Raw genomic sequence first — 24,748 nt, forward strand, 5'->3', positions numbered from 1 at the left:
CTCCCGCGTCCCGGGATGGCACATTTTCTGCTGCTTTCCTCGATGCGTTTCAGTGCGTGCGCCTTTGCGCGCGCGCCGGAGCGCCGGAATCTTCGCCCGTTCGGGCCGGTCCGGTTCGTCACAACCGAGGAAGCGCGATGCCACACATGATCTGGAAGGGCGCGATCAGCTTCGGGCTGGTCCATGTTCCCGTGCAGCTTTATCCGGCCACGCAGTCGGAGAAGGTCGGCTTCAATCTGCTCGACAAGCGCTCGATGGACCCGATCGGCTACAAGCAATTCAACAAGAACACCGGCAAGGACGTGACGCGCGACAACATCGTGCGCGGGTTCGAATATGAAAAGGGCAAGTACGTCGTGATGACCGACGCGGAAATCCGCTCGGCCAATCCCGAATCGACGCAGACGGTGGATATTCTCGCCTTCGTCGATGCCCCCGATATCTCGTTTCTCTCCCTCGATACGCCGTACTACCTCGCGCCCGATCGCAAGGGCGAAAAAGTGTACGCGTTGCTGCGCGATGCGCTGAAGGCGTCGGGCAAGGTCGGGATCGCGAATGTCGTGCTGCATAACAAGCAGCATCTGGCCGCGCTGATTCCCGTCGGGCCGGCGCTTGCGCTCAACACGCTGCGCTGGGCGGACGAAGTGCGTCAGTTCGACGACTTCAAGCTGCCCGACGAAGACACGAAGAAAGCGGGCGTCTCGGCGAAGGAACTCGATATGGCGAAGCGGCTGATCGACGACATGAGCGCCGACTGGGACCCGAGCCAGTATCACGACACGTTCCGCGACGACATCATGGCGCTCGTGGACAAAAAGGTGAAGGCGGGCAAGACCGAAGAAGTCATGCAGCTGGAGGACGGCGGCGAGCGGAAGTCGTCGGCGGAGATTCTCGATCTGTCCGACTTGCTCAAGCGCAGCCTGAAAAAAGGCAAGCCGGCGAAACGCGGCGCAGCAGCGGAGGAGGAACCCGCCGAACCCGCCGAATCCGAGGAGCCGGCGCGGCCCGCCGCGCGCAAGACGACGCGCCGCAAGCGGGCGTGATGGGATCGGTTGCGTGATCGGTTCATGAGAGGAGCAGTGCACGACGATGGCCGGGAAACTCGAAACCTACCAGCGCATGCGGCGCTTCAACGAGACGCCCGAACCTTCGGGCGTCGCGGCGAAGAAGGCGGCCGCGCGCAAGAAAGCCGCGAAGACCGAGCAGGCCGCGAACGGTCACGCGCTGTCGTTCGTGATCCAGGAGCACGACGCGCGTAATCTCCACTACGACTTTCGCCTCGAACTCGACGGCACGCTCAAGTCCTGGGCGGTGCCGAAAGGACCGAGCCTCGATCCATCGGTGAAGCGGCTGGCGGTGCATGTCGAGGATCATCCGATCGACTACGGTTCGTTCGAAGGCGCGATTCCCGAGGGCAATTACGGTGCGGGCAGCGTGATCGTGTGGGATCGCGGCACGTGGGCGCCGCAGAGCGGCAGCATCGAAGACGCGGCTGCATCCTACGCGAAGGGCAAGCTCAAATTCACGCTCGACGGCGAGAAGCTGCACGGCGGTTTTACGCTCGTGCGCAGCCATATGCGCGGCAGCGGCGACAAGGAGCAGTGGCTGCTCATCAAGGAACGCGACGACGATGCGCGCAGCGAAGCCGACTACGACGTGCTGCTGAAAAAGCCCGGCAGCGTGCTGACCGATTCGCTCGGCGCGCGCACGAAAAGCGGCGCGGTGCGCAAGCGTGACGATCGTAAGACGGTGAAGACGCCGGCGAAGGCAAATCCGAAAGCGAAGGGCGCGCGGCCCGATATCGTCGTGAGCCGCAATGCGGAATCGCTGCGCACGCTCGCCGCCGAGCCATCGGTGGAAGGCGCGGTGCGCGCGAAGCTTGCCGATACGTTCAAGCCGCAGCTCGCGACGCTGGTCGATGCAGCGCCGCCCGGCGATGACTGGTCGTATGAAATCAAGTTCGATGGTTATCGCGTGCTGGTTCGGATCGACCGGAAGGCGGCGAAATCGCAGCCGCCCGTTCAGCTTTTCACGCGCAACGGCAACGACTGGACCGCGAAGTTCAGCAAGCAGGCGAAGGCGCTCGCGCAACTCGATGTCGAGAGCGCGTGGCTCGACGGCGAGGCGGTCGTGCTCGACGATCGCGATCTGCCCGATTTTCAGGCACTGCAAAACGCGTTCGACGTGGGCCGTCCACAAGACATCGTGATCTACTTTTTCGACGTGCCCTATCTGAACGGTTACGACCTCACAGGCGTGCCGCTCGCGCAGCGCCGCGCGCTTCTGAAGGCGGTGCTGGAACCCGTCGATAACCCCGCGCTGCGCTATTCCGACGACTTCTCGTTCAGCGCCGACGACCTGCTCAAGAGCGCGTGCGACATGGCGCTCGAAGGGATTATCGGCAAGCGTCGCGACAGTCATTACGTCTCGGGCCGCAGCAATTCGTGGATCAAGCTGAAGTGCCGGCGCAGGCAGGAATTCGTGATCGGCGGCTATTCGGAACCGTCGGGCAGCCGCGCGGAATTCGGCGCGCTGCTGCTCGGCGTCTACGACGGCGAAGGGAAATTGCAGTACGCGGGGCGGGTCGGCAGCGGCTTCAACGCGACCACGCTGCGCGATATCAAGAAGCAACTCGACGCGCGCGAAGTCAAGACGCGGCCATTCGCACGCGAGCCTCAGGAACGCAGCCGCACGCCGGTGCACTGGGTCAAGCCCGAACTGGTGGCCGAGTGTAATTTCGCTGAATGGACCAAGGAGCGCATCGTGCGGCAAGCCTCATTTGTGAGTCTTCGCGACGACAAGCCCGCGCGGCAGATCGTGAAGGAAGTGCCGAAATCCGCTGAGAAAGTCGCGGCGGACGTGGAGAAAAAAGCAGTCGCCAAGAAGGCGCCCGCGCGCAAGCCGGCGGCTAAGAAAAGCGCGCCGCCCGACGACGCCGGTCCCGTGGAGGGCGTGAAGATCACGCATCCTGATCGCGTGATCGATCCGTCGACGGGCGCGCGCAAGATCGATGTCGTGCGCTATTACGACATGGCCGCGGTCGCGATGCTGCCGCATCTGAAGGACCGGCCTGTGTCGCTCGTGCGCGCGCCCGGCGATATCGGCGGCGAACTGTTTTTCCAGAAGCATAGCCAGAAACTCTCGATTCCGAACATCACGCAGCACGACATCGATCCGGGCCATCCGCCGCTGTTGACGATCGAATCGGCGGCGGCGTTGGTCGGCACCGCGCAGATGGGCACGATCGAATTGCATACCTGGAACGCAGTCGCGGCGGCGCTCGAAAAGCCCGACCGCATGGTGTTCGATCTCGATCCGGGCGAGGGCGTCGGCTGGGACCGCATGAAGGAAGCGGCGCGTCTCACGCGCGAACTGCTCGCGGAACTCGGGCTCGAAACGTTCTGCAAGACGAGCGGCGGAAAGGGGCTGCACGTCGTCGTGCCGATTGCGAAACAGGCCGGCTGGGACGAGGTAAAAGGCTTCTCGCAAGCCATCGCGCAACACATGGCGAGCACGCTGCCGAAGCACTTTTCCGCGAAGATGGGCATGCAGAACCGGCGCGGAAAGATCTTTATCGACTATTTGCGCAATAACCGCGGATCGAGCACGGTTGCCGCGTTTTCGCTGCGTGCGCGGCCGGGCATGGGCGCTTCCGTGCCGATCGCGTGGGACGAACTCGACGAGACCACGAGCGGCGATCAATGGCATATCGGCAATGTCGAAGCGCGGCTCGCGCAACTGCGCGCGGACCCGTGGGCGGGCTACGCGAAAAAGCGCCAGCGCTTGACCGTCGCGATGAAAAAGCGGCTGGGTTTCGAGGGTTGATCTGCGAATCCATCAAGGAGAACGACGATGACCGCATCCTCCGATGCAGACAAAATAGACAAGGCAAACACGACGCCCGATGGGCGCGAACTTGAAAGCCGCGATCCCGCGCAGCGAGCAAAGGACGACGGCTCCGACGCGCCGCTGCCGCACGAAGCGGATCAGGATCCGGAGTCGCAGCACGAGGACGGCGCGCGCGTCGTGGGTGAGCAGGCGCATCGGGATCTGGAACGTGGACTTGTCGATACCGACCGGCGTGGCGGCGACGAATATCAGCGGCGCACGCAGGCATCGGGCGGTGGCGAACCCGACGCTGAAACCTAGCGCGGCGTCATGGCGACACGCCGCCGGCACACCTTCAAACGACGGCTCGGGCTGTATCTCAGGGCAAGCAAGCGCGTGCGCGTGCGTTGGCACAGGCCGCGCCTCTTGCGTAGAATGAGTCGCCTCGAGCGCTACGTCGCGCTCTTTGCGGCGCGTCGTGCGCGGGCCGGCAAAATGCGCCGGAGACGCGGTTAAATCCCATCGATCAGGCGCATTTCTACCGGTTTGCATGACCCGTCCGGTAATCGCTACCGCGATAACATTTGCGTTTGATCGGCGCGTGCTTGACGAGCTTCGTGCGTTGCGCGTTCTCGGGATGCGCAGCATCGATGTGTTCCACTTGTCGTCCTCGCGAACCCAACGCCCAGGCAGAAAACGCGCGAGTGGTTTCGCTGCACCGCATGCCAAACGAATCGAACGAATCGAACGAATCACGCAATACGGAACTATGCAATACGATCTTCTGACACGCCTGAAGAATGAAACCGCCGAGCGCCACACGCGCCTCGAAAGCGCGCTGGATCTGATGCGCGCGGACTGGCCTCGCGACGCGTATATCGCGTTGCTCGAAGGCTTTCGAGGTTATATCGCGCCGTGGGAAAACGCGGCGGGCGAACGCATGCCGGAACATCTGCGGGACTTCTTCGACGCACGGCGCAAGGCGCATCTGCTCGATGCCGACCTCGTTTCGCTCAACGGCCGCTCGGCAAGCGCACCTGTTATTGCGCTTCATGCGCTGCCCGCGCTCGACAACCTCGGCCGCGTGTTCGGATCGATGTACGTGATGGAAGGATCGACGCTCGGCGGGCGCTTCATCGCGCCGCACGTCGCGCGTCTTTTCGGCCTCGCGGCGGGCGTTGGCAACGCATATTTCGAAGGCTACGGCGCGCGCACCGGCAGCATGTGGAACGCGTTTCGCGAGACGGCGGCGGCGAGCGTGCCCGCGCACGAATACGACGATGCGGTTGCGGCGGCGTGCGAAACTTTCGACACGATGCATACGTGGCTCACCGCGGCACTGAAACGCGCGGACGCATCGGAGAAAGTGGCATGAGCGTCAGTCCTGCGACGCCGGAACACGACGCGCGCCGGCGCACGCTCGAATCCGGCGTGGCGAACGCCGATTGCGACGCCGAGCCGATCCACATTCCCGGCGGCATCCAGCCGCACGGTTTTCTGCTATCCGTATCCGACGATTTCACGATTTTGCAGGCGAGCGAGAATCTCGCGTCGCTCACCGGCGCGCCGGTCGAAACGCTGCTCGGCCAGCCGCTCGAAACGCTGCTCGGCGCGGCGACGATGCAAAGACTCGCGAGCGCGGCGGCGACCGAATCGCTCGATCAGGCGCCGCTCTATCTCGGCGTCGTCGCGAATCCGCTGTTCGACGCGCCGGAGAACGCAGCGCCGCGACGCGCGGCGGAGGGCGCGGCCGGCGCCGAATTCGACGTGACGATGCATCGCCACGACGGCAATCTCATCGTGGAAATCGAGCTCGCGCGGCACGAAAACACGGACGTCTTCGCGTCGATGTACCCGCTCGTGCGCACGTTCACGCGCAGCCTGCAGGACGTGGCGAGTGTCGAGGCGCTCGCCGGTCTCGCGGTGCGCGAGGTCCGCGCGATCACGAATTTCGGCCGGGTGATGCTCTATCGTTTCGACGAGGACGGGCGCAGCGAAGTGCTCGCCGAAGAGCGCGATCCGGACTACGCGTCTTTCCTGCATCAGTTCTTTCCGGCATCCGACATTCCGCGCCAGGCGCGCGCGCTGTATCTGCGCAACCGCGTGCGGCTCGTGGCCGATGTGAACTATCGGCCGGCGCGCATCGTCCCGGCGGTGAATCCCGTGACGGGGCGGCCGACCGATCTCAGCTACGCGACGCTGCGCAGTTTTTCGCCGGTGCATCTGGAGTACATGCGCAACATGGGCACGCATGCGTCCATGTCGGTGTCGATCGTCGTGCGCGGCAAACTGTGGGGCCTCATTTCCTGTCACGATCACGCGCCGCGCCTCGTGCCGTTCGAGCGCCGCGTGGCGATCGAACATCTCGGCAATCTGCTGTCGCTGCAGATCGAGGCGAAGGAGGAGCGCGCGGAGACCGCGTATCTGCTGAGCCTGCGGCGCATGATGTCGCGGCTGATCGGCGCGATGGCCGAGCGCGATCATTTCGTCGATGCGCTGCAAGCGTCGCCCGACGACATGCTGATGTTCGCGCAATCGACAGGCGCGGCGGTCGTGCTGGACGACGCCGTCACGTTGATCGGCGCGACGCCCGACGCCGATACCGTGCTCGCGCTGACCGAATGGCTCGCGGCGAGCACGTCGGGCGTGTATGCGACCGATGTGCTGCCGGAGCACTGGCCGCGCGCCGCCCAACACACGGACACGGCGTGCGGCGTGCTTGCCGTCCCGGTCTCGCAGATTTTCCGCCACTACGTGCTGTGGTTCCGGCCTGAAGTAGCGCGCACGATCAAGTGGGCCGGCGAGCCGGTCAAGTTGCGGACGGCCGAGGGCGGCAACGCGCCGCGCACGGACTTCGCGCCGTGGCTCGAAACCGTGCGCAATCATTCGCCGCGCTGGCGCGCGGGCGAGATCGAAGTCGCGAGCGAATTCCGCGCGGCGACGGTGAATATCGTGCTGCGCCGCGCCGAGGAACTCGCGCAGCTCGCGACCGAACTCGCGCGCGCCAACAAGGAACTCGAAGCGTTCTCGTACTCGGTGTCGCACGATCTGCGCGCGCCGTTGCGCCATATCGCCGGATACGGCGACCTGTTGCGCGAGCAGGAAGCCGGCAATCTGTCGGAGCGCAGCATGCGCTTTCTGAACAACATGCTCGATTCGGCGCGCTTCGCAGGCACGCTGGTCGACGATCTGCTGACGTTTTCGCAGATGGGCCGCGCGGCGCTGCGGCCGGGTCGTGTCGATATGAACGCGCTCTTGCGCTCGATCGTTCAGGAGTTTGGGCCGGAGACGGCGGGGCGCGACGTGCAATGGGTGATCGGCGAGTTGCCGGACGTCACCGCCGACGCCGCCTTCCTGCAACTCGCGCTGCGCAACCTCATTTCGAACGCGGTGAAATATACGGCGACGCGCGAATCGGCGAAAATCGAAGTGTTCGCCGAGGAATCGAATAATGCGGCGGCCGAGGAATTCGTGATCGGCGTGCGCGACAACGGCGTCGGCTTCGACATGAAATACGTGGGCAAACTGTTCGGCGTGTTTCAGCGCCTGCATCGCGCCGAGGAATTCGACGGCACCGGAATCGGCCTGGCGAACGTGCGGCGCATCGTCGAGCGGCACGATGGCCGGACCTGGGCCGAAGGGCGCGTGGGCGAAGGCGCCACGTTCTATCTTTCCTTGCCGAAAACGTTCAGGCCCGAACCGGCGCGCCGGCTCGGGTTGTCCTCGCCGTCTCTTTCGGCCGTGTCGCCCTATGGCGGCGCGGCCGCATCAACATCGAAACCGGATCATGCTTAAACCCATACTGCTAGTCGAAGACAACCCGAACGATCTCGAACTCACGCTGCTCGCGCTCGACCGGAGCCAGCTCGCAAACGAGGTGATCGTGGCGCGCGACGGCCAGGAAGCGCTCGATTATCTGCGCGGCGAAGGCGCGTGGGCCGAGCGGCCGGCAGGCCATCCCGCCGTGATCCTGCTCGACTTAAAACTGCCGAAGATCGACGGATTGGAAGTGCTCGAAAAAATCCGTTCGAGCGAGACGCTGAAGGCGACGCCGGTCGTGATGCTCACGTCCTCGCGCGAAGAGCAGGACCTCGTGCGCAGCTACGCACTCGGCGTGAATGCCTACGTGGTGAAGCCCGTGGAGTTCAACGCGTTCGTGGAAGCGATCGCCGATCTCGGCGTGTTCTGGGCCGTTTTGAACGAGCCGCCGCCGGGTTCGTTGCGCGTTCGCCGGCCTGGCGCATGATGACGGCGTCGGAGCACGTTCAGGCCGATACCGAAAACGCGTCCCGCGCACGCCGGGATATCCGCCTTCATTGCCGTCACACCGCCTAACATGCAGCCTTTGCACCTGCTTCTTGTCGAAGACAACACGCTCGATGCGGAGTTGACGCTCGCGCAACTCGAACGCGCCGACTACGCGGTCGACGCGGCTATCGTCTATGACGAAGCCTCGTTCGTCGCGGAACTCGACGCGCATCGCTTCGACGTGATTCTCGCGGACTTCGTGATGCCGACGTTTTCGGGCATCGAAGCGCTGACGATCGCTCGCGAACGCGCGCCGCAGACGCCGTTTATTTTCGTATCGGGCTTGCTCGGCGAGGAGCACGCGGTCGAGATGCTCAAGCGCGGCGCGACCGATTATGTGCTCAAGCAACGCCTTCAGCGTCTGCCCGCCGTGGTGCGGCGCGCGCTGACCGAGAGCGCGGAGCGCCAGCAGCGGATTGCCGTGGAACGCGCGCTGGTGGAGACGGAAACGCATTTTCGTTTGCTGGTCGATGCGCTGAAGGACTACGCGGTCATCACGCTCGATCAGGAAGGGCGCATCCGCACCTGGAACGCTGCGTCCGAGCGCATGCTCGGCTATCTGGAGAAGGACGTCGTGGGCCATTCGGCGCGCGTGTTCCTGAGTCAGGAAGATCGCGATGCAGGCGTGTTCGAAACTGAGCTCGCCACCGCGCGGCGCGAGGGCAGCGCGAGCGACGACCGCTGGCTGTGGCGCAAGGACGGCCGCTCGTTTTTCGCATCGGGCGTGACCACCGCCATTCGCACCGAACGCGCCGAAGGCGACGAGCTGATCGGTTACTCGAAGATCATCCGCGACGCGACCGACGCGCATATCGCCGCCGACGCGCTGCGTCTCGCGAAGGAGCAGGCCGAGACCGCGAACCGCGCGAAGGATCACTTTCTCGCCGTGCTCTCGCACGAATTGCGCACGCCGCTCACGCCGATCCTGGCGGCCGTGCGCTTGCTGGAAATGAAGCATCCGCTGCCCGCCGACGCGCATCCCACGCTCGACCTGATTCGCCGCAACGTGGAGCTGGAGGCGCGGTTGATCGACGATCTGCTCGATCTCACGAGCATCGCGCGCGGCAAGCTGAGCCTGAATTTTGCGAACGTCGCGCTCGGTACGCTGATGACAAGCGCGCTCGATATGTCGGTATCGGATTTGCGCGGCAAGGGGCTTGAACTCGTGACGCGTTTCGAGGCGAGCGCGTCGCTTGTGCTCGCCGACGCCGCGCGGCTTCAGCAGATTGTCTGGAACCTGATGAAGAACGCCGTGAAGTTCACGCCGGCGGGCGGGCGGATCGAAGTGCGGACATGGAATCCGGATGCATCGACGGTGGCCGTCGCGGTCACCGACACCGGCATCGGCATCAGCGCAGAAGCGTTGCCGCGCATTTTCTCGGCGTTCGAGCAAGCCGACGATTCGATCACGCGTGCGTTCGGCGGCCTCGGTCTTGGCCTCGCGATTGCCGGGACGCTGGCGCAGAAGCACGGCGGCACGCTGACCGCGCAGAGCGAAGGGCGCGACCGTGGCGCGCGCTTCACGTTGACGCTGCCGCTCGTGTCGGCCGAGCCCGAGCGCGAGGCCGCGCCGCGCGCGAGCGCCGCCGTGGACGACGTCGTGCGTTCGCTGAGAGTGTTGCTGGTCGAGGACAACGAGTTCACTTCATCGGCGATGGCGCAGGTGCTTGAAGTGCTGGGCCATCAGGTGTCGGTTGCGACGACGGTCGCCGAGGCGCTTGCGCTTGGCCGCGACGGGCGCTTCGATCTGCTCGTGAGCGATATCGGATTGCCGGACGGCAGCGGGCTGGACGTCGCGCGCGCGTGGCAGACGTTGCAGCCGGGGACGCCGTCGGTGGCGATTACGGGCTACGGCATGGACGAGGATATTCGGCGATGCCGCGAAGCAGGGTTTATGGATCATCTTACGAAGCCCGTGAATTTTTCCCGGCTTGAGGCTTTGATTCGGGCTTTGGCTGAGCGACCGGGGTAGTCGCTGGCGCTTGGGGTTTGGTTTTGCTTGGCGCTCGTTGTTTTTGTTTGCCTGTGCTTTCTGGTCTGGGAACTTGCTTTCGCGTCGGTCTATTGGCACGCCGCTATGCGCGGCGGCAGTCACTTTCTTTGGCTAGCCGCAAAGAAAGTAACCAAAGAAAGCAGCACGGGGTTTGGCGCCGTGGGGCGGCTTGAGCGTGGGTGGGTTACACCGTCTGATGCTCGGGTGCTTCTTGGGAACTTGCTTTCGTGTCGGTCTATAAGCACGCCGCTATGCGCGGCAGCAGTCACTTTCTTTGCTGCTGCAAAGAAAGTAACCAAAGAAAGCAGCACGGGGTTTGGCGCCGTGGGGCGGCTTGAGGGTGGGCGGGGTAAACCGTCTGATGCTCGGGTGCTTCTTGGGAACTTGCTTTCGTGTAGGTCTAGCAGCACGCCGCTATGCGCGGCAGCAGTCACTTTCTTTGCTGCTGCAAAGAAAGTAACCAAAGAAAGCAGCACGGGGTTCGGCGCCGTGGGGCGGCTTGAGGGTGGGCGGGGTACACCGGCTGATGCTCCGGCGCTTTCTAGGAACTTGTTTTCATGTAGGTCTATTAGCACGCCGCTATGCGCGGCAGCAGTCACTTTCTTTGCTGCTGCAAAGAAAGTAACCAAAGAAAGCAGCTTATCCGCCTAAGTGTCCACCTCGAATAACCTTGCGGATAGGCACGCAAGCTGACTATGGCAACTCGCATTCGTTAGTATTGGCACAGCATCTGTCAGTTCCATCCTCGCTGCGCTCGGACGACGGGCGTATCTAACAACCAGCGGTCGGTTCGGTTCGGTTCGGTTCGGTTCGGTTCGGTTTAGTTTGGTTTGGTTTGATTTGGTGTTCAGTTATGCCTTACTGGCAGGCACTTTGTGCCTGCCGGGATGAATGAGCGGCTCCACTTTGTTTTGTGGTGCGATGGCCGAATCAGCTTGCGCACCACTCCCGGTTACGGTTCGTGGTGGACACTTAGACGGACAAGCTGCTTTCTTTGGTTACTTTCTTTGCAGCAGTGTACAGACCGGAGACATAGTTGACACATGTACGAGGACATCGTTGACACCTGATGTTCAGGGTTTTGCTGCTTTCAGGTCAAGTTTTGCAATGCGTTGATGGGCAAACCAGAACTCAATTACGCCGTCTTCGTCGTGCTTTGGACGTGCGGCCACGTACAGCCCTTTGAGCGCAGTCGACAGACGCAGCGCCTCGCCTCTAAAACGCACCAGGCCATTTGAATTGACCCGCAGCACCTCGTCGGCAGGCCCGTATTGCGGTTCTGGCAGATGCTCGGGCATCGTCCGCGGGCTGGGCTGGTAGCGGCTCACCGGCGTCGCCAGGTCCAGCGCCTCATGCGGGCGTTGCGTGTTGTACACCTGTCGCCAGCGTTCCAACTCCTGCTGCACGTGGGCGTGGGTCGTGAACACGTGCCGCGCCAGCACTTCAGCTTTCAGCGACCGATGAAATCGCTCATCCTTGCCATTCGTCTGAGGATGATACGGTCGGCTGTAGCTCACGTGAATACCCAGTCTGATCAGCCACACCGCAAGCTCGGTCAACTGGCCCGGCGCGCTCGGAGAACCCCACGGCGCACCGTTATCGGTATTGATGCGTGACGGTAGCCCGTAGCAGCGAAACGCCCGCTTGAGCTCGGTCTGCACGACTTCCGTGGTAATCCGGCCGCAGGCGGCGAGCACGATGTTAAAGCGCGAGTGATCGTCGAGCACCGTCAGCGGCGCACAGCGGCCACCCTCCAGGGTCGGGAAATCGCCCTTGAAATCCATCTGCCACAGCGCATTCGGATGCTCGTGCTCGAAGCGCTGCCAGGGCCGCTGCGGTCTGTCCTCAGGCGCGTGGAGCAGGTCGTGACGGCGCAGGATCTCGGTGATCGTGGAGGGTGCGGGCACATTGGCGTAGCCGAGATCTTGCAGACGACGCTCGATCTTGCGTCCGCCCCAGCCGTACTCGCGGCGCAGGTCGAGCACGACGGCGACGATCTCATCGGATGAGCGCGCGGGACTGTCGTGCGGACGACGCGAGCGATCGACGAGACCTTCAAGGCCTTGCGTCGAGTGGCGGGCAAGCCACTTGTAGCCGGTCTGGCGGCTGACGTTGAAACGTCGGCACAACTCGCTGAACGGCACGCTCCGTTGGGTGGCGAGTTGAACGAATTCCTGTCGGAGACTCATGGTGTCTTTTACGTTCCAGGGCATGGGAGGATTTCGGGCGTTCGATTACCCGAAAGTGTCAACCATGTCTCCGTACACCTGTCAGCTATGTCTCCGGTCTGTACACAGCAGCAAAGAAAGTGACTGCTGCCGCGCACAGCGGCGAGCTAATAGACCGACACGAAAGCAAGTTCCCAAGAAGCGCATGCAAACAAAAGCAAGGGCGCCAGCAAACCTCTTTTGTGCAGGTCCCCACAAAAGCGCAGGCAAACAAAAGCAAAGGGCGCCAGCAAAACCACCTACCCGCGCCCGCGCAAAAACCCCCTCCGCGCACCCACAGTGCGCTCCAAAAGCCGATCGGCCATAAACCGATGCTCCGGCGAAAAAAGCCGCCGATACGTCAACACGACCGCCCCAACGGTCCCCAACCCCGACGATGCCGCCAGCAAAAACATAATCACGATCTGATAGCGCACCGCCTGCAACGGCGATTGCCCGGCCAGCACCTGCCCGGTCATCATCCCCGGCAGGCTCACCAGTCCGACCACGGCCATCTGGTTCAGCGTCGGTATCATGCCGGCCCGCACCGCCTGCCGCGCAGGACCTTGCGCGGCTTCCCAACGCGTTGCGCCGAGCGCGAGCGACATCTCCACCACGCCGCGTCCCGAAGTCAATTCCTCGGTCATCCGCTCGATCCCGAGCGACACGCCCGTCAGCGTATTGCCGAGAATCATGCCGAGGATCGGTATCGCGTATTGCGGTTCGTACCACGGGTGAATCCGGATCACGACGAACAGTCCGATCGCGCCGACCAGCCACGAACTCGCCCAGATCGACAGCACGCTGTCCACGCGCTGCCCAGCGTAAGTACGTCGTCCGCGTCCCGAGGCGGCGAGTCCGGCAATCAACGTCATCGCGGCGATCAGCGGCAACACGACGTACCAGTGGCCGAACTGAAACACCCAGCCGAGCACGTAGCCGATCAACAGCAGTTGAACGACCGTACGCACGGCCGCCCACGCGAGCTTGCGTTCAAGGCCGAGTTTCAACGCCACCGACAACGCGCCGTTCACCACGATCAGCGATGCGGCAATGGCGATATCGACGAGGCTTAAAGGTTGATAAGCGTTCATCGCGTGGCTCCAGCCGGTTCGGTCAACACGCCCGCGTTCATCGCGAGTGCGCGCGCGCCGACCCGCGCGGCCTGCGCGGGATCGTGCGAGACCCACATGCTCGCGCGGCTTCGATCCTCGTCGAACCATGCGTCCACCAGCGCCTCGATCTCGCGTGCCGAAGCGGGATCGAGCGAGGCGGTCGGCTCGTCGAGCAGCAGCACGTCGGGCGAAAGCTGCAGCACGCGGATCAAGGCGGCAATCTGCGCTTCGCCGCCCGACAAGGCGCTCGCGCGCTGGTCGAGAAAACCGCTGTCGCGTCCCGCCGCCGCCGCGAGCCGCGCGGCGATCGCGCGCTCGAAACGCATCCCGCGATACACGTTCAACGTGTACGGATAACGTAGGTTATCTTCGACGGTGCCGTCGAGCATCGCCGGGCGCTGCGCGATATACGCGACGCGCCGCCGGTAAGCGGGAATCCCGGCGCGTCCGACCGGCTCGCCACGCCAGCGGATCGTGCCGGCATCGATTGGATCGAGCAGCGCGAGCGCGCGCATGAACACGCTTTTCCCCGATCCGGACGGCCCCGTCACGACGGCGCGGTCGCCCGCGCGCAACGTGAAGTCGCAAGGGAACAGCAAGGTGCGCTCGCGCGCGGGGTCGCGGCGCGTCAGGCTTTCGGCGGAAACGAGCGCTTCAACGATGTCTTCAGGCATGCAGGGGAAAGAGTAGAGAAGGCGCGCCGGGCATGAACCGTGCTGCCGCAAACGCAATGAGAAAAAACGATGGAGCCGTCATGGCGCTTGGCAGAAAAATCGGAAAAATAGTCGGGTGGGTGGTCGCTGTTCTAGTGGTGTTGATCGTCGCGCTCGTGATCTTTTTCCTGACCTTCGACTGGAACCGGGCGCGCCCCTGGATCGACGATAAAGTGACGCAGGCCATCGGCCGGCAGTTCCATATCACCGGCGACCTGAAAGTCGGCTGGCAGCGTCCGCCGAGCGAGACCGGCTGGAAACGCTGGGTGCCGTGGCCGCGCTTCTCGGCGCAAAAAATCACCGTGGCGAATCCGGACTGGGCGCGCCAGCCGGACTTCGCGACGCTCGACGAAATCGACTTCCAGGTCGCCATCCTGCCGCTGCTCGCGCACGACATCGTGATTCCGTCGATCAACCTCGTCAATCCTTCCGTCGATCTCGAACGGCTCAAGGATAACCGCAATAACTGGACGTTCAAATTCAAGCAGTCGTCGGAGCCTTCCACGTGGAATCTGCGGCTGCACGATATCTCGCTGAATCAGGGGAATATCGCCTACGCCGATGCCATCACCAAGGCCGACATGAAAGCGGTCGTCAATACGCTCGGCCAGTCCGTGCCGATCGGCGATGTGATGAAGCAGCAGGAAGAAGCGTCGAGTAAATCGTCGGCGCAAGTGGTGGGCAAGAGCGGCGCGGCGAAGCTCAACAAGCAGGTCGATGCAGCGGCGGCGTCCGAAGCATCGGCGGCGTCGGCGGCATCGGCTGCGGCCGCCGCCAGCGGTGCCGCGCCGAACCCGGCCAGCACGTCCGCCAACAACAGCATCACGACCAAGGAAGGGCCGAAGCCGCCGGTGCCACCCTATGGGATCGGCTGGACCGTGAAGGGGACGTACAACGCGGTGGCGGTCTCGGGCGAAGGCAAGGCCGGCGGCGTGCTCGCGTTGCAGGACGCGATGCGGCCGTTCCCGGTCCAGGCGGACGTGAAGATCGGCGATACGCATATCGCGCTCGTCGGCACCGTGACCGACCCGGCGCATCTCGCCGCGCTCGATCTGCGGCTGTGGCTGCAGGGCGTGAGCATGGCGCATCTGTATCCGCTGACCGGCGTGACGCTGCCGGCCACGCCGCCGTATGCGACCGAAGGCCGGTTGGTCGGCCAGTTCAAGGCCGAAGGCAACGTCTTCAAGTACGAGAATTTCACCGGGCGCGTGGGCGGCAGCGATCTGAATGGCTCGCTCGTGTTCGCAGGCAAGAAGCCGCGTCCGCTGCTCTCCGGCGAACTCGTATCGAACCTGCTGCAGTTCTCCGATCTCGCGCCGGTCATCGGCGCGGATTCGAACGCGAGCAAGGCCAAGCGCGGCGAGACCGAGAAGCAGCCGTCGGCGAAGGCGCTGCCCACGGAAGAGTTCAAGACGGACCGCTGGAAGGCGATCGACGCCAACGTGAAGTTCACGGGGCGGCGCATCGTCAAGGATCCGGATCTGCCGATCACCGATCTCTACACGCACATCGTCATGACGGACGGCGTGCTGTCGTTCGAACCGCTGCGCTTCGGCGTGGCGGGCGGCACGCTCGATTCCAACATCCACCTCGACGGCAGCACGACGCCGCTCAAGGGCCGCTTCGCGACGGCAGCGCGCCATCTGAAGCTCAAGCAGTTGTTCCCGACCGTCAAGACGATGCAGTCGGCGCTCGGCGAAGTGAACGGCGACGCCGCGCTTTCGGCCACCGGCAATTCGCCCGCCGCGCTCGCGGGAACCGCGAACGGCGAGGTGAAGGCGCTGGTCACCGACGGCACCGTGAGCCGCCTGTACATGGAAGCGGCGGGCTTGAACGTCGCGAACGTCGTGTACGAGAAGCTCTTCGGCCAGCGCGACGTGAAGATCAACTGCGCGGCGGCGGATTTCGTCGCGACGAACGGCGTGATGGAGTCGCGCGTGTTCGCCCTCGACACCGACGACGCCGTGATCAACATGGACGGCACGGTGAATTTGAAGAGCGAGGAAATGGATCTCGCGATTCATCCGCATACGAAGGGCTTCCGGGTGTTCTCGCTGCGCTCGCCGCTTTACGTGAAGGGCACGTTCAAGGACCCGCATGTCGGCGTGAACGCGGGGGCGTTGGCCGTGCGCGGTGCGGCGGCGGTGGGTCTGGGTCTGGTGAATCCGTTCGCCGCGCTGATCCCGCTGATCGCGCCGAGCAACAACAAGCCGCTGCCGTGCGCGCAGATGCTCGCCGACATGCGCGCGTCGCCGACCGCGCCGCCGCCGGGTCAGAAGCAGAGGGCTAAGGCAGCGCCGGGGTATATGGCGTCGGATGCGGCGGCGGTTCCTTCGCCTGCTAGCGGCGCCGCGGGGAAGAAGAGCGCGCCGGCGAGTAAGAGTCCGGCGAGTGCGGCGGAGTATCGGGGGAGTTGAGCGTTGTTTGAGGCGGCGCGGCTTGAGGATTTGCGATCGCTATTTGGGCCAGCGTCATCCGGGTCTTCGACGGCGCATCAATTGAATTGTGAGTAACTTGGGATGCGGCGGCTGCGAGTCGGGCTGCCGCGTTCCATGCACCCGATGCCTCACAGCGTCGTCGCCCAAAGAAACACTTATTCCTCAACCACTTAACCTCTCTCCCCGACGCTTATCAACAAAGCTGTCCACAAAATCTGTGGATAACCCGGATTGCAGCGTACGAGTCCACGAGACATGGCCGATCACAGCAAGACTGTCGGTCCGCATCGGCCCGCCTCGCAAAAGAAGTGACGCTTGCCCGCGATGTGCGGGTTTTTTTTATTGCTCAGCGTGCCTTTTGAGCCGATGCGGTTGAATGCGACGATCCTGAATGCCGGAACATTGTTTCATCACATGGTCAACGCATGGTTCGACCCGAACTCAATCATTTGACACTATTTTTAAGGTTTAGGTAAGTTAGGATGTCGAAGCAAAATTGTTCAATTAGCAAGCCGGTTTGACGCGAGGCACTTATTGGCCTGTGCGGGCGCAAAAGAACAAGACTGGACTTTGATAGGAGCGATATGGCGGAGTCGGATCGTTTGAGCGTGCATTTGACCGGGCGGCAGTCGGCCCATATGAAGTTCGTACCGCGCAAGCCGCAGCAGGTTGACCGGGAGATTGGGAATGACAGGTCGAACCCGTCGCCTGTTGTATCGGTCGTAACGTGGGAAGTGCATGAGGAAATCTGCGAACCATACCGCATCAAGGCCGTGATCTCGACGCTGGATCCAGTCAGCAGAAAGAAGGTGCTCGGGCAGTTCGCCGAGTTTTCGATCCAGCCCGACGATGGCGTGCGTTGCGGATATTTAACGGCTTTGTATCGCGCTTCGATTTGGTATCGGAGTCGCGCGATGGTTGCACTTACCGCGTCGTGGTGCGCCAGCGGCTCGCCACGCTCGACGGCCCGAGCAACTGCGCCACTTACCAGCAGATGGCATCGTGGGAAATCGTCAAGACAATCCTCGAGCGCCACGATATCCGTTTCTGGATGCAGGTCGAACTTCGCCTTAGACGCGAGCACCCGAGACACGACTTCCGTTTTCAGTACAACATGGGCGATTGGGCCTACATCAGGCTAGAAATGGAACAGGCAGGACTGTTCTGCTTTACGACGACCAGCGAGCGTGGCGAAGTGCTGGTGATCGCCGATGATATCGACGGCTACGAGCAACCCTGCATCACCGTACTCGACCGTCCTACCGCCGGGTTGTCGACGTTCGAGGAGTCCATCTTTTCGTTCAAGGTACGCACCCGTGCTGTGCCAGAGGCTTTTGTCGTCGCGGACTACAACCCGGAAAACGCCTGGGAGATGCTTCGCCACGAAAGCGCGCCAACGGGTAGCGACCAGACGATGATCGGCCGGCCCTACGTCTGGGGCACGCATCATGCAGACGCTGCGGGCGCGAAACGCGAGGCGCAGTTGCGGCATGAGGCTGCGCTTGCACGGCAGGTGCGATACAAGATCAGGTCCACCGTGCTCGAGCTCAGGCCAGGTCGCCTCGTGCGGTCGGACCGGTCGCTTGAAGACGCGAAAGCGGGCATGTTCGTGACAAAGGTCGTGCATAGCGGCGCGCGCGACGAGAGTTACATGAATCGCTTTACCGCCATTCCGGCTGACCGTCCCTACCGTATGGTTATCGATAGAAACAGGTGGCCGCGGATACACGGCACGCTAGGCGCCACAATCTGTTCGCCCGATAAGTATAAATATGCCTACCTGACTAACAAAGGGGAATACGTTGCGCGCTTTCATTGCGATTTCGGCACCTGGCCCAAAGGTGCGGAAAGCATCCCCTTGCGGCTGGCGAAACCCTTTTCGGGCAAGAACAATACGGGCATGCATATGCCCGCGTTGGACGGCGACGAAGCCCTGGTAGCGTTTCGCGAAGGCAACCCGAACAAGCCGATCCTGGTGGGCTTCATGCCAAACAGCCAGCGTCCCGACCTCATCAATTCGTCGCGGCGGCGCATGTCGCGTAACGAGATCCGCACGCAGTCCGGCAACAAAATGTGGATGGATGACTGGGACGACCAGCAGGGGATCGAACTGAGCACCGAGCATTCGGGCCGCTCGCAACTCAACCTCGGATTCATACCGGATCGTGAGCTGAAGGAGCGTGGCACGGGTGCTGAACTGAGGACGTCGGGTCACCTGGTGGGGCGCGGCGGTGCAGGTGCGATGCTGACCGCCTACAACCAGGCGGGTGGCAGCGGCAAGGTGCTCGCCATGGATGAGACGGACGCGCAACTGCAGGATCATCAGGCGTTCGTCAAGTCGCTTGCTGATTCTGCCGGGTCGTCGAAGGCATCGCCCGCCGATCTGGATGCGCAGCACGCAATCCATAATGGCCTGAAGGAACTGAAGACGCCTGGCGTCCTGGTCACGGGTCCGGGGCCGGTGGGCGTGGCGTCCGGCGATGGTGTGCATCTTGCCGCAGACGGTTCGATCATCGGCACCGCGAAGAAGGGCGTGCATTTCAGTACGCTCAAACGGTTCACGGTCGCTGCGCGTGACATGGTGTCGATGTTCTCGCAGAAGGGCATGAGCCTCATCACGTCGGCGGGTGACTTTGTTGCGCAGGCCCAGCGTGGCCGAATGCAGCTTGCCTCGCAGGAGGATATGTCCGTCGAGTCGGTCAACGGCGTGGTTCACGTGAAGGCGGCGAAGGAAATCATCCTGAACGTGAACGGCACCTACGTGAAGATCAGCGGAGGCGGCGTCGAGATCGGTTCGCGTGGCGGTGTGCTGTACCGCACGGCTGGCGTGACGGGGACCGGGCCCGCCCAGATGGACCTGAGCGGTGCGGCGTTCGCTCCTGCGTTCGTGCCGTACACGACGGCGTGTGAAGTGTGGCGTACCAATCCAGATTTTGTACCGCCACCAGCGCCAGTGTCTGAGATGGACGGGCCGGAGAGCATGGGAACAGTGCCGCCCGCACCGTCGCTAGGTACGAGCCCGGTGCCGCCGTCTGCGCTGGGTGACTTCTTTAGCGGCAATCGTAACCCGTTGAAGGTCGATGATCCTGAGAATGCGCCGAAAACAGGATTGGAACCCAATCCTAATGAATATCCAAGAGCGGTCAAATTGGAGCAGCCTGCGCCCTGTAATTGGGTAATGAGCGCTTTCAGTACGAGTGCAACCTTGCATCGGGAAACGCCGACTTACCACAGGTACGGTTCCACCGATAGCGCACCAGAAAAGGATGCCAACAATGATCCGATCAGTTGGGCTGGGCCGGCGAATACAACTTGTCACTTTGACTATGATTCTGATGCTAAGACGTTAACGGCAAAAGTAGTCATCGCGCTGGTGCCGAAGTTACTGGTCAAAATGAATCCGGCAACCAAGCAGCCTTTGCGTGATGCTGCTGGCCGATACGTTGTCGTCAATTATGAAACTGTTAACAACGGCGCGAATTCCGGTAAGACTTTTGCTCAACAAGGGCTTATGTTGATCGACCGAAACGTGAGCGACGTTAATGGTTCGGTCTACAAAAACTTAATTGAAACGACATTGAATAAAGGTGGGTACAAACTGATTCTTGACGGTTGTCAGAAAGGTGCGTCCTGCGGTTGTCGAGTCCCTGTGAAATTTTGCGCTGACATCCGGGTTGTTACCCCAGCGGAAGCTGAAAAGCTTAATGCTGATACTACTATTAATCTGTTTCCCAACGTCGATCGGGCAGGCGCGAAGAATTGGCCTGCGGCGGATCATTACGGGGTCGATAATTTCGGACAAACGGTGGCGGAAAATTGGCAAGTCAAGGCGCATGAGACAGGACATTTATTCGCGTTCCCTGACGAATATTGGAAATATGGGGGATTTGTGCACAAACAGTACGTCAAGAGTGATATGACACTTGACTTTGCGCGTGGCAGGGAAAATTCAAGTGATAACAAGACGTGGCAAATTGAGTCGCAAGATAATCTTATGGGTTATGGATGCAACAAATCAAGTGCCATTATTCAGCCGTATTATCTTGAGTACATCCGACAATGGTTTTCAAGCTATACCAATAAGAAATGGAGGGTTGGCTATGAGAATAAAGCGTGATTTTGCGGTGGAGCCGAAAGGTGTTGCGAATATAGCCCTCCTCCAGGGGCTGTTCATGTCGACAATTTTTCTCCTGTCCTTCTTCTTTTTATGGAGCACAAACGTTATGGCTGCCGATAACAAAACGTCCCTTGGTGACGGTGGCAAATTCACGCTGCTGTGGAGCGGCGGACACGACTGGGGTTCGAGGGAGATCAGCTTCGACGGTAATCGAAGGTTTTATTATGCAATTGGGGATACCCTGCACAGCGACTCGCAGACAGGCGTTGGTGCTTTCCAGCTTGAGTTGCAGAATGCTGACCTCGAAGAGGTGAAGACTGCTGCGAATGTTCTTTGTGATAAGAGTATTCAGAAGGATGATTTAAAAACAACTGACTCCCCGGCTATTTTCTCCGTGACATGTTTTGAAGGGAGTGCGGCTGTTACAAAAAAAGGTACCCTTCGGGCGATTCCGGACGATCTCAAAAGCAAACTTTATACAATTACTTCGAGATTATCGGATAAGGCATATTCGGAAGGAAAAAAGCTGGTTAAACTTGACTTCGCGCCTGACAAGGTCGAGTACCGAGATGGAAAATTTATTGTATCAGTGCGATTCGTAAATTCGGGAAATCGGTGGATTAAATTTAATACTCCAGATCAATGGCAGGGAACTACTTGGGGAGGGCGGTTGGGCATAGGCGCGATAAACAAAATTGGAGATAATGGGGTAAGTGAGTCAGTAGAAGGTAGTTGGGGATTCGCGTTAGGCGGGCAAAAATTAATTAATAGGGATGAATTCCACGAGGGGCTTGTTACGCTAAACCCAGGGGAATCGAAGATCCTTAAATTTCAGACGATCCCTGATAACAAGGCTTCGAAGGGGGAGTACGAGTTTTCTGGTGTCGCATATATGAGTATTGAATGTGAAGGAGGTGGGGCGGCACTGTCTGGGCTTGTGGTTTTGGGTCCGATCAAGACACGCGTTACCATCGACCGCGACTATCCCTCAACACCCGAGGAACGCGAGCAGTGGGAAGCGACGCATCGCGCCACCATGTCGTCTCAACCAGTCAAGCCTGGTGAAGCGTTTGCGGAGGACGGCCTGTATCGTGCGGTGACACTCATTTCCGGTGTCCGTTACCGCAGTCTTCAGGTCAAGCCATTCAAGGCCGGTGACGTCGCTACCACCGAAAACGTCAAGATGCCGATGGACAACGGGAGCGGCATCAACATCAGCGGGCCAGTGCAGTGGGAGTGGCAGGCCACCGCGCCGACACCGGTCAAGCAGTGGTCGTTCGACATGATCGATGACACCCGGCAGTTCTGCGCGGCGGGTTCGACCTGTCCGCGCAGCGGGCGCTGGGTGCCCCGCATCAATGCAGGATCGGATTCCCTGCACCCGGAATATCGCCATGACCTGTCGAGCCTCGTGACGCTGCGGCGCGGCCAGCCGATGCCATTGATCAAAGGTGCGGGCGAGCGGGCCGATTGGGAATGGGTGGGCGCCTGAGATGGGAGCACGCGCCCATATTTACGAAGGCGACTGCACCACCGCGCGCGGGATCGTGACCGATGGCATCGATGGCACCGGCTATAACGGACGCAGGATGGGCTATATCGGCGCACCCGTGACCTGTCCGGCTTGCGGCACGACCGGCAGGATAGGCCGCAACGGTGAGCGCTTCGAACAGGACTGGTACGGCGAGGTGCCCGCGCTGGAGAACGACTTCTGCCTGTGCGCCTGTAATCCGAAACCCCTGCTGCTTGCCTCGCAGCACGAATGGACGGTTGACTGACTGGAGGTTGAATGGTTTTTCGCTGGAACCCGCAGTTCCCGTCCGAGCGGGTGTCATACGAGCCGTTGCCCATCTGGTTCTATCTCGTGCTGTACGTGATTGTCGAGGGTGCCGCCCTCGCAATGGTGGTGCCTGGCCTGCCGAAGGCCGGCGCCATACCCTGGGACAAAGTCCTGCAATACGCGGTCGCGGTGCCGTTTTTCTGCTGGCTGACACTGAGTTGTCTTGTGCACTGGTTCGCCTACGACATTCCGGCGACGCAGGCTGCCGAACATAACTCGGCGCGCTGGCGCGAGATAACCGGCTGGCAGCAGCAGAGCCGCTCGGGCCTGGCGGTGCTCGACAGCGTGATCCTCACCCCCGAGCCGGACCTGGCCGAGCGCATGCTGAGTCTCGAAGGCACGCCCCCCGAGAATGCAGGCAAAGTGATGGCGCTAGGAAGCATCAATGCTGCGGACGATGGCTCGCGTTTGAACTGCCTGCTGGATGCGCTGCTTACGCCGCTGACCGCGAAGCTCGTGCAGGCGGCAAAAGACGGATCGTTCGAGATCGTGATGCAGTGCGACCACGAGGCGCTGTCCAGCGAGGTTCTGACGGCCTGGGGCAGGCTGGAGCTACCGGGCAAACCGGTAGTGCGGTGGCTGGATAACCGTCGCAACGTTGGCTTTGCTGATGCGTGGTTCGAGGACGAGGCCCGCCCCTATCGGTATGCGCAGGACGGGACGCCGAAGTACCGCCTGCTGTTGGGCTGGCATCTGAACGGTAGCGGACCGGGCGCAGAGCATCGGAACTCCGAAGCGGCGGTGGCGTTGCTGCTGGGTTCGCCTGCACTCATGGTCGCGAAGCCGGACCTGAAGCGCCAGGCGTGGCTGCTGCGCCAGATTACCGGCGACGCCGATCAGGCAGACAGATTGCTTGCCTCGCTGCTCAAGGCGGAACAGGTGCCCAGAGAGCGTATCCGTCACTTCTGGCACAGCGGACTCAAGGGGCTGACACAACATGCGACGCTCGGCGCCGTAAGGGAGTCCGACCTGAAGGTAGAAGCGCACGCGCTCGATCCGGCCATCGGCCCGCAGGCCCCCGTGACGCGCTGGGTGATTCAGGCGCTGGCCGCGAAGATGGCGCACTTCGGCCAGGGGTCACAGCTCATCGCGCTTCCTGACGAACAGGGTATCGCGCTGAATCTGGTGGCGAAGGAACCGGCTCCGGTGGACGTGCCATGGAAGGAGGAATATGGGTACAAGCGGTTGCTGGGTCCCGAATTCCGCGCGCTCATGTCGTTTTGGATGGTCGGCATGCTGCTGTCAGGGGACGAGGGCTGGAGTACGAGGGATATGCTCGTCACGTGCCTTACCGTTTTCTTCCTGCTCGTGTTGTTCATCATCCGTCATCCTCGATCCGTCGCGCTCACTGTGGGGGCGATCGTGGATTATGTGATGAGCTTTATCGGATAAAGGCTGAGCGCGATGCCGAAATACACAGCGTATTTCGTTCCGCTCGAATCGCGCTTGCTGTCGCGTGGAGGAGGGCGTTGTCGCTAACGGGTTCGCTCTCTCGAAGTGTCACATTGGCGTTTCGCAGCGATTGACGTTTGCGTCCGCTCGCAGGCCCTTTACATGATCCGTGGGCGACATGGAAATAGTACGGTACGTCGCGCTTGCGCGCCGGCGCGCCGCGTTCCAGTGCACCTCATGCCTCACAAGCCGGTCGCCCAAAGAAACACTTATTCCTCAACCACTTAACGTCTCTCCCCGGCGCTTATCAACAAAGCTGTCCACAAAATCTGTGGATAACCCGCCCGCACTTTTCCGCACGATTCCCCCGCCCAAGCCCTGATGCAAACCGCGCCGGGCGTCTTTTATCCAGCAAAATCAAGCGTTTGACCGGGTAGCCCCGAGGTTGTCCACAGCCCTTTCAACATTCGACGTGGATAACTCCGAAGCCCGAAGCCGCCAAAAGCGCCGCAAAGCCACCCCACGAAGCACTGGCCGAATGCCGTTTCGGATCAACACGTTGGCGGCCTTGTCAGAACGTTGTCAACAAGGTGGTCCCCAAAATTTGGGGATAACCTCAGCGGCGCGAAACGCACGCAACAAGCGGAGCCTCGGCGCAAAACTCCATCCGCTGCGCCAATACATCTTAGAATTACGCCCAACCCAAGCGTGCCGGGCAGATCCGTCTGATCTATAGTCTCGAAATTACGAGGCGCCGCCGCGCAATCGTCCAATCTCTTCGCCAAAGGTCACCGCGT

Annotated in this window: 15 protein-coding genes; 12 read left to right on the forward strand and 3 right to left on the reverse strand. The window is 61.7% G+C overall.

Features of this window, described 5'->3' with window-relative positions; translation table 11 throughout:
* Positions 1-137: 137 nt before the first annotated feature.
* The 7 genes from ku to AC3D25_RS07670 all read left to right on the forward strand — a co-directional run bounded on the left by ku (position 138) and on the right by AC3D25_RS07670 (position 10,108).
* The gene (gene ku / locus AC3D25_RS07640; protein ID WP_488887819.1) at positions 138-1,043 is read left to right on the forward strand and encodes a non-homologous end joining protein Ku; all 906 of its coding nucleotides are present in this window, start codon (positions 138-140) and stop codon (positions 1,041-1,043) included.
* 46 nt (positions 1,044-1,089) lie between these two features.
* Positions 1,090-3,825, forward strand: coding sequence for a DNA ligase D (gene ligD / locus AC3D25_RS07645; RefSeq protein WP_488887820.1), 2,736 nt, complete (start codon positions 1,090-1,092; stop codon positions 3,823-3,825).
* A gap of 27 nt (positions 3,826-3,852) precedes the next feature.
* The gene (locus AC3D25_RS07650; RefSeq protein WP_488887821.1) at positions 3,853-4,149 is read left to right on the forward strand and encodes a hypothetical protein; all 297 of its coding nucleotides are present in this window, start codon (positions 3,853-3,855) and stop codon (positions 4,147-4,149) included.
* A gap of 448 nt (positions 4,150-4,597) precedes the next feature.
* Positions 4,598-5,203, forward strand: a complete 606-nt coding sequence (locus AC3D25_RS07655) for a biliverdin-producing heme oxygenase (protein WP_488887822.1) — start codon at positions 4,598-4,600, stop codon at positions 5,201-5,203.
* Positions 5,200-7,623: an ATP-binding protein gene (locus AC3D25_RS07660; protein WP_488887823.1), complete on the forward strand. Its 2,424-nt coding sequence runs from the start codon at positions 5,200-5,202 to the stop codon at positions 7,621-7,623. Before AC3D25_RS07655 ends, AC3D25_RS07660 begins: the two co-directional genes overlap by 4 nt.
* A complete protein-coding gene (locus AC3D25_RS07665) occupies positions 7,616-8,074 on the forward strand; it encodes a response regulator (RefSeq protein WP_488887824.1) in 459 nt (152 codons plus the stop codon). Before AC3D25_RS07660 ends, AC3D25_RS07665 begins: the two co-directional genes overlap by 8 nt.
* A gap of 90 nt (positions 8,075-8,164) precedes the next feature.
* A complete protein-coding gene (locus AC3D25_RS07670; RefSeq protein WP_488887825.1) occupies positions 8,165-10,108 on the forward strand; it encodes a hybrid sensor histidine kinase/response regulator in 1,944 nt (647 codons plus the stop codon).
* A gap of 1,094 nt (positions 10,109-11,202) precedes the next feature.
* Here AC3D25_RS07670 and AC3D25_RS07675 read toward each other — a convergent pair.
* The 3 genes from AC3D25_RS07675 to AC3D25_RS07685 all read right to left on the reverse strand — a co-directional run bounded on the left by AC3D25_RS07675 (position 11,203) and on the right by AC3D25_RS07685 (position 14,125).
* On the reverse strand, positions 11,203-12,342 hold the full coding sequence (locus AC3D25_RS07675; protein ID WP_488887826.1) for an IS481 family transposase: 1,140 nt from the start codon (positions 12,340-12,342) through the stop codon (positions 11,203-11,205).
* 254 nt (positions 12,343-12,596) lie between these two features.
* Positions 12,597-13,430 (reverse strand): ABC transporter permease, encoded by an 834-nt coding sequence (locus AC3D25_RS07680; protein ID WP_488887827.1) that lies wholly within the window; start codon positions 13,428-13,430, stop codon positions 12,597-12,599.
* Positions 13,427-14,125 (reverse strand): ABC transporter ATP-binding protein, encoded by a 699-nt coding sequence (locus AC3D25_RS07685; protein ID WP_488887828.1) that lies wholly within the window; start codon positions 14,123-14,125, stop codon positions 13,427-13,429. Before AC3D25_RS07685 ends, AC3D25_RS07680 begins: the two co-directional genes overlap by 4 nt.
* An 80-nt stretch (positions 14,126-14,205) precedes the next feature.
* On the opposite strand from AC3D25_RS07685, the gene AC3D25_RS07690 reads away from it, so the two are divergent.
* The 5 genes from AC3D25_RS07690 (at position 14,206) to AC3D25_RS07710 (ending at position 23,951) form a co-directional block, all read left to right on the forward strand.
* Positions 14,206-16,581 carry an AsmA family protein gene (locus tag AC3D25_RS07690; protein ID WP_488887829.1) on the forward strand — a complete coding sequence of 792 codons (2,376 nt, stop codon included), beginning with the start codon at positions 14,206-14,208 and terminating at the stop codon, positions 16,579-16,581.
* An 880-nt stretch (positions 16,582-17,461) separates the two neighbouring features.
* Entirely contained in the window at positions 17,462-20,719 is a 3,258-nt protein-coding gene (locus AC3D25_RS07695) for a type VI secretion system Vgr family protein (protein WP_488887830.1), read from the forward strand.
* On the forward strand, positions 20,703-22,211 hold the full coding sequence (locus tag AC3D25_RS07700; RefSeq protein ID WP_488887831.1) for a hypothetical protein: 1,509 nt from the start codon (positions 20,703-20,705) through the stop codon (positions 22,209-22,211). Before AC3D25_RS07695 ends, AC3D25_RS07700 begins: the two co-directional genes overlap by 17 nt.
* 1 nt (position 22,212) lies before the next feature.
* The gene (locus tag AC3D25_RS07705) at positions 22,213-22,497 is read left to right on the forward strand and encodes a PAAR domain-containing protein (protein WP_488887832.1); all 285 of its coding nucleotides are present in this window, start codon (positions 22,213-22,215) and stop codon (positions 22,495-22,497) included.
* An 11-nt stretch (positions 22,498-22,508) separates the two neighbouring features.
* Positions 22,509-23,951: a hypothetical protein gene (locus tag AC3D25_RS07710; protein WP_488887833.1), complete on the forward strand. Its 1,443-nt coding sequence runs from the start codon at positions 22,509-22,511 to the stop codon at positions 23,949-23,951.
* Positions 23,952-24,748: the final 797 nt, after the last annotated feature.

The organism is Caballeronia sp. SL1002, assembly GCF_057814995.1.

Excerpts from the sequence above, each read along its gene's own strand:
- ku (WP_488887819.1), top strand. The coding sequence starts at position 138 with ATGCCACACATGATCTGGAAGGGCGCGATCAGCTTCGGGCTGGTCCAT.
- ligD (WP_488887820.1), top strand. The coding sequence starts at position 1,090 with ATGGCCGGGAAACTCGAAACCTACCAGCGCATGCGGCGCTTCAACGAG.
- AC3D25_RS07650 (WP_488887821.1), top strand. The coding sequence starts at position 3,853 with ATGACCGCATCCTCCGATGCAGACAAAATAGACAAGGCAAACACGACG.
- AC3D25_RS07655 (WP_488887822.1), top strand. The coding sequence starts at position 4,598 with ATGCAATACGATCTTCTGACACGCCTGAAGAATGAAACCGCCGAGCGC.
- AC3D25_RS07660 (WP_488887823.1), top strand. The coding sequence starts at position 5,200 with ATGAGCGTCAGTCCTGCGACGCCGGAACACGACGCGCGCCGGCGCACG.
- AC3D25_RS07665 (WP_488887824.1), top strand. The coding sequence starts at position 7,616 with ATGCTTAAACCCATACTGCTAGTCGAAGACAACCCGAACGATCTCGAA.
- AC3D25_RS07670 (WP_488887825.1), top strand. The coding sequence starts at position 8,165 with ATGCAGCCTTTGCACCTGCTTCTTGTCGAAGACAACACGCTCGATGCG.
- AC3D25_RS07675 (WP_488887826.1), bottom strand. The coding sequence starts at position 12,342 with ATGCCCTGGAACGTAAAAGACACCATGAGTCTCCGACAGGAATTCGTT.
- AC3D25_RS07680 (WP_488887827.1), bottom strand. The coding sequence starts at position 13,430 with ATGAACGCTTATCAACCTTTAAGCCTCGTCGATATCGCCATTGCCGCA.
- AC3D25_RS07685 (WP_488887828.1), bottom strand. The coding sequence starts at position 14,125 with ATGCCTGAAGACATCGTTGAAGCGCTCGTTTCCGCCGAAAGCCTGACG.
- AC3D25_RS07690 (WP_488887829.1), top strand. The coding sequence starts at position 14,206 with ATGGCGCTTGGCAGAAAAATCGGAAAAATAGTCGGGTGGGTGGTCGCT.
- AC3D25_RS07700 (WP_488887831.1), top strand. The coding sequence starts at position 20,703 with ATGAGAATAAAGCGTGATTTTGCGGTGGAGCCGAAAGGTGTTGCGAAT.
- AC3D25_RS07705 (WP_488887832.1), top strand. The coding sequence starts at position 22,213 with ATGGGAGCACGCGCCCATATTTACGAAGGCGACTGCACCACCGCGCGC.
- AC3D25_RS07710 (WP_488887833.1), top strand. The coding sequence starts at position 22,509 with ATGGTTTTTCGCTGGAACCCGCAGTTCCCGTCCGAGCGGGTGTCATAC.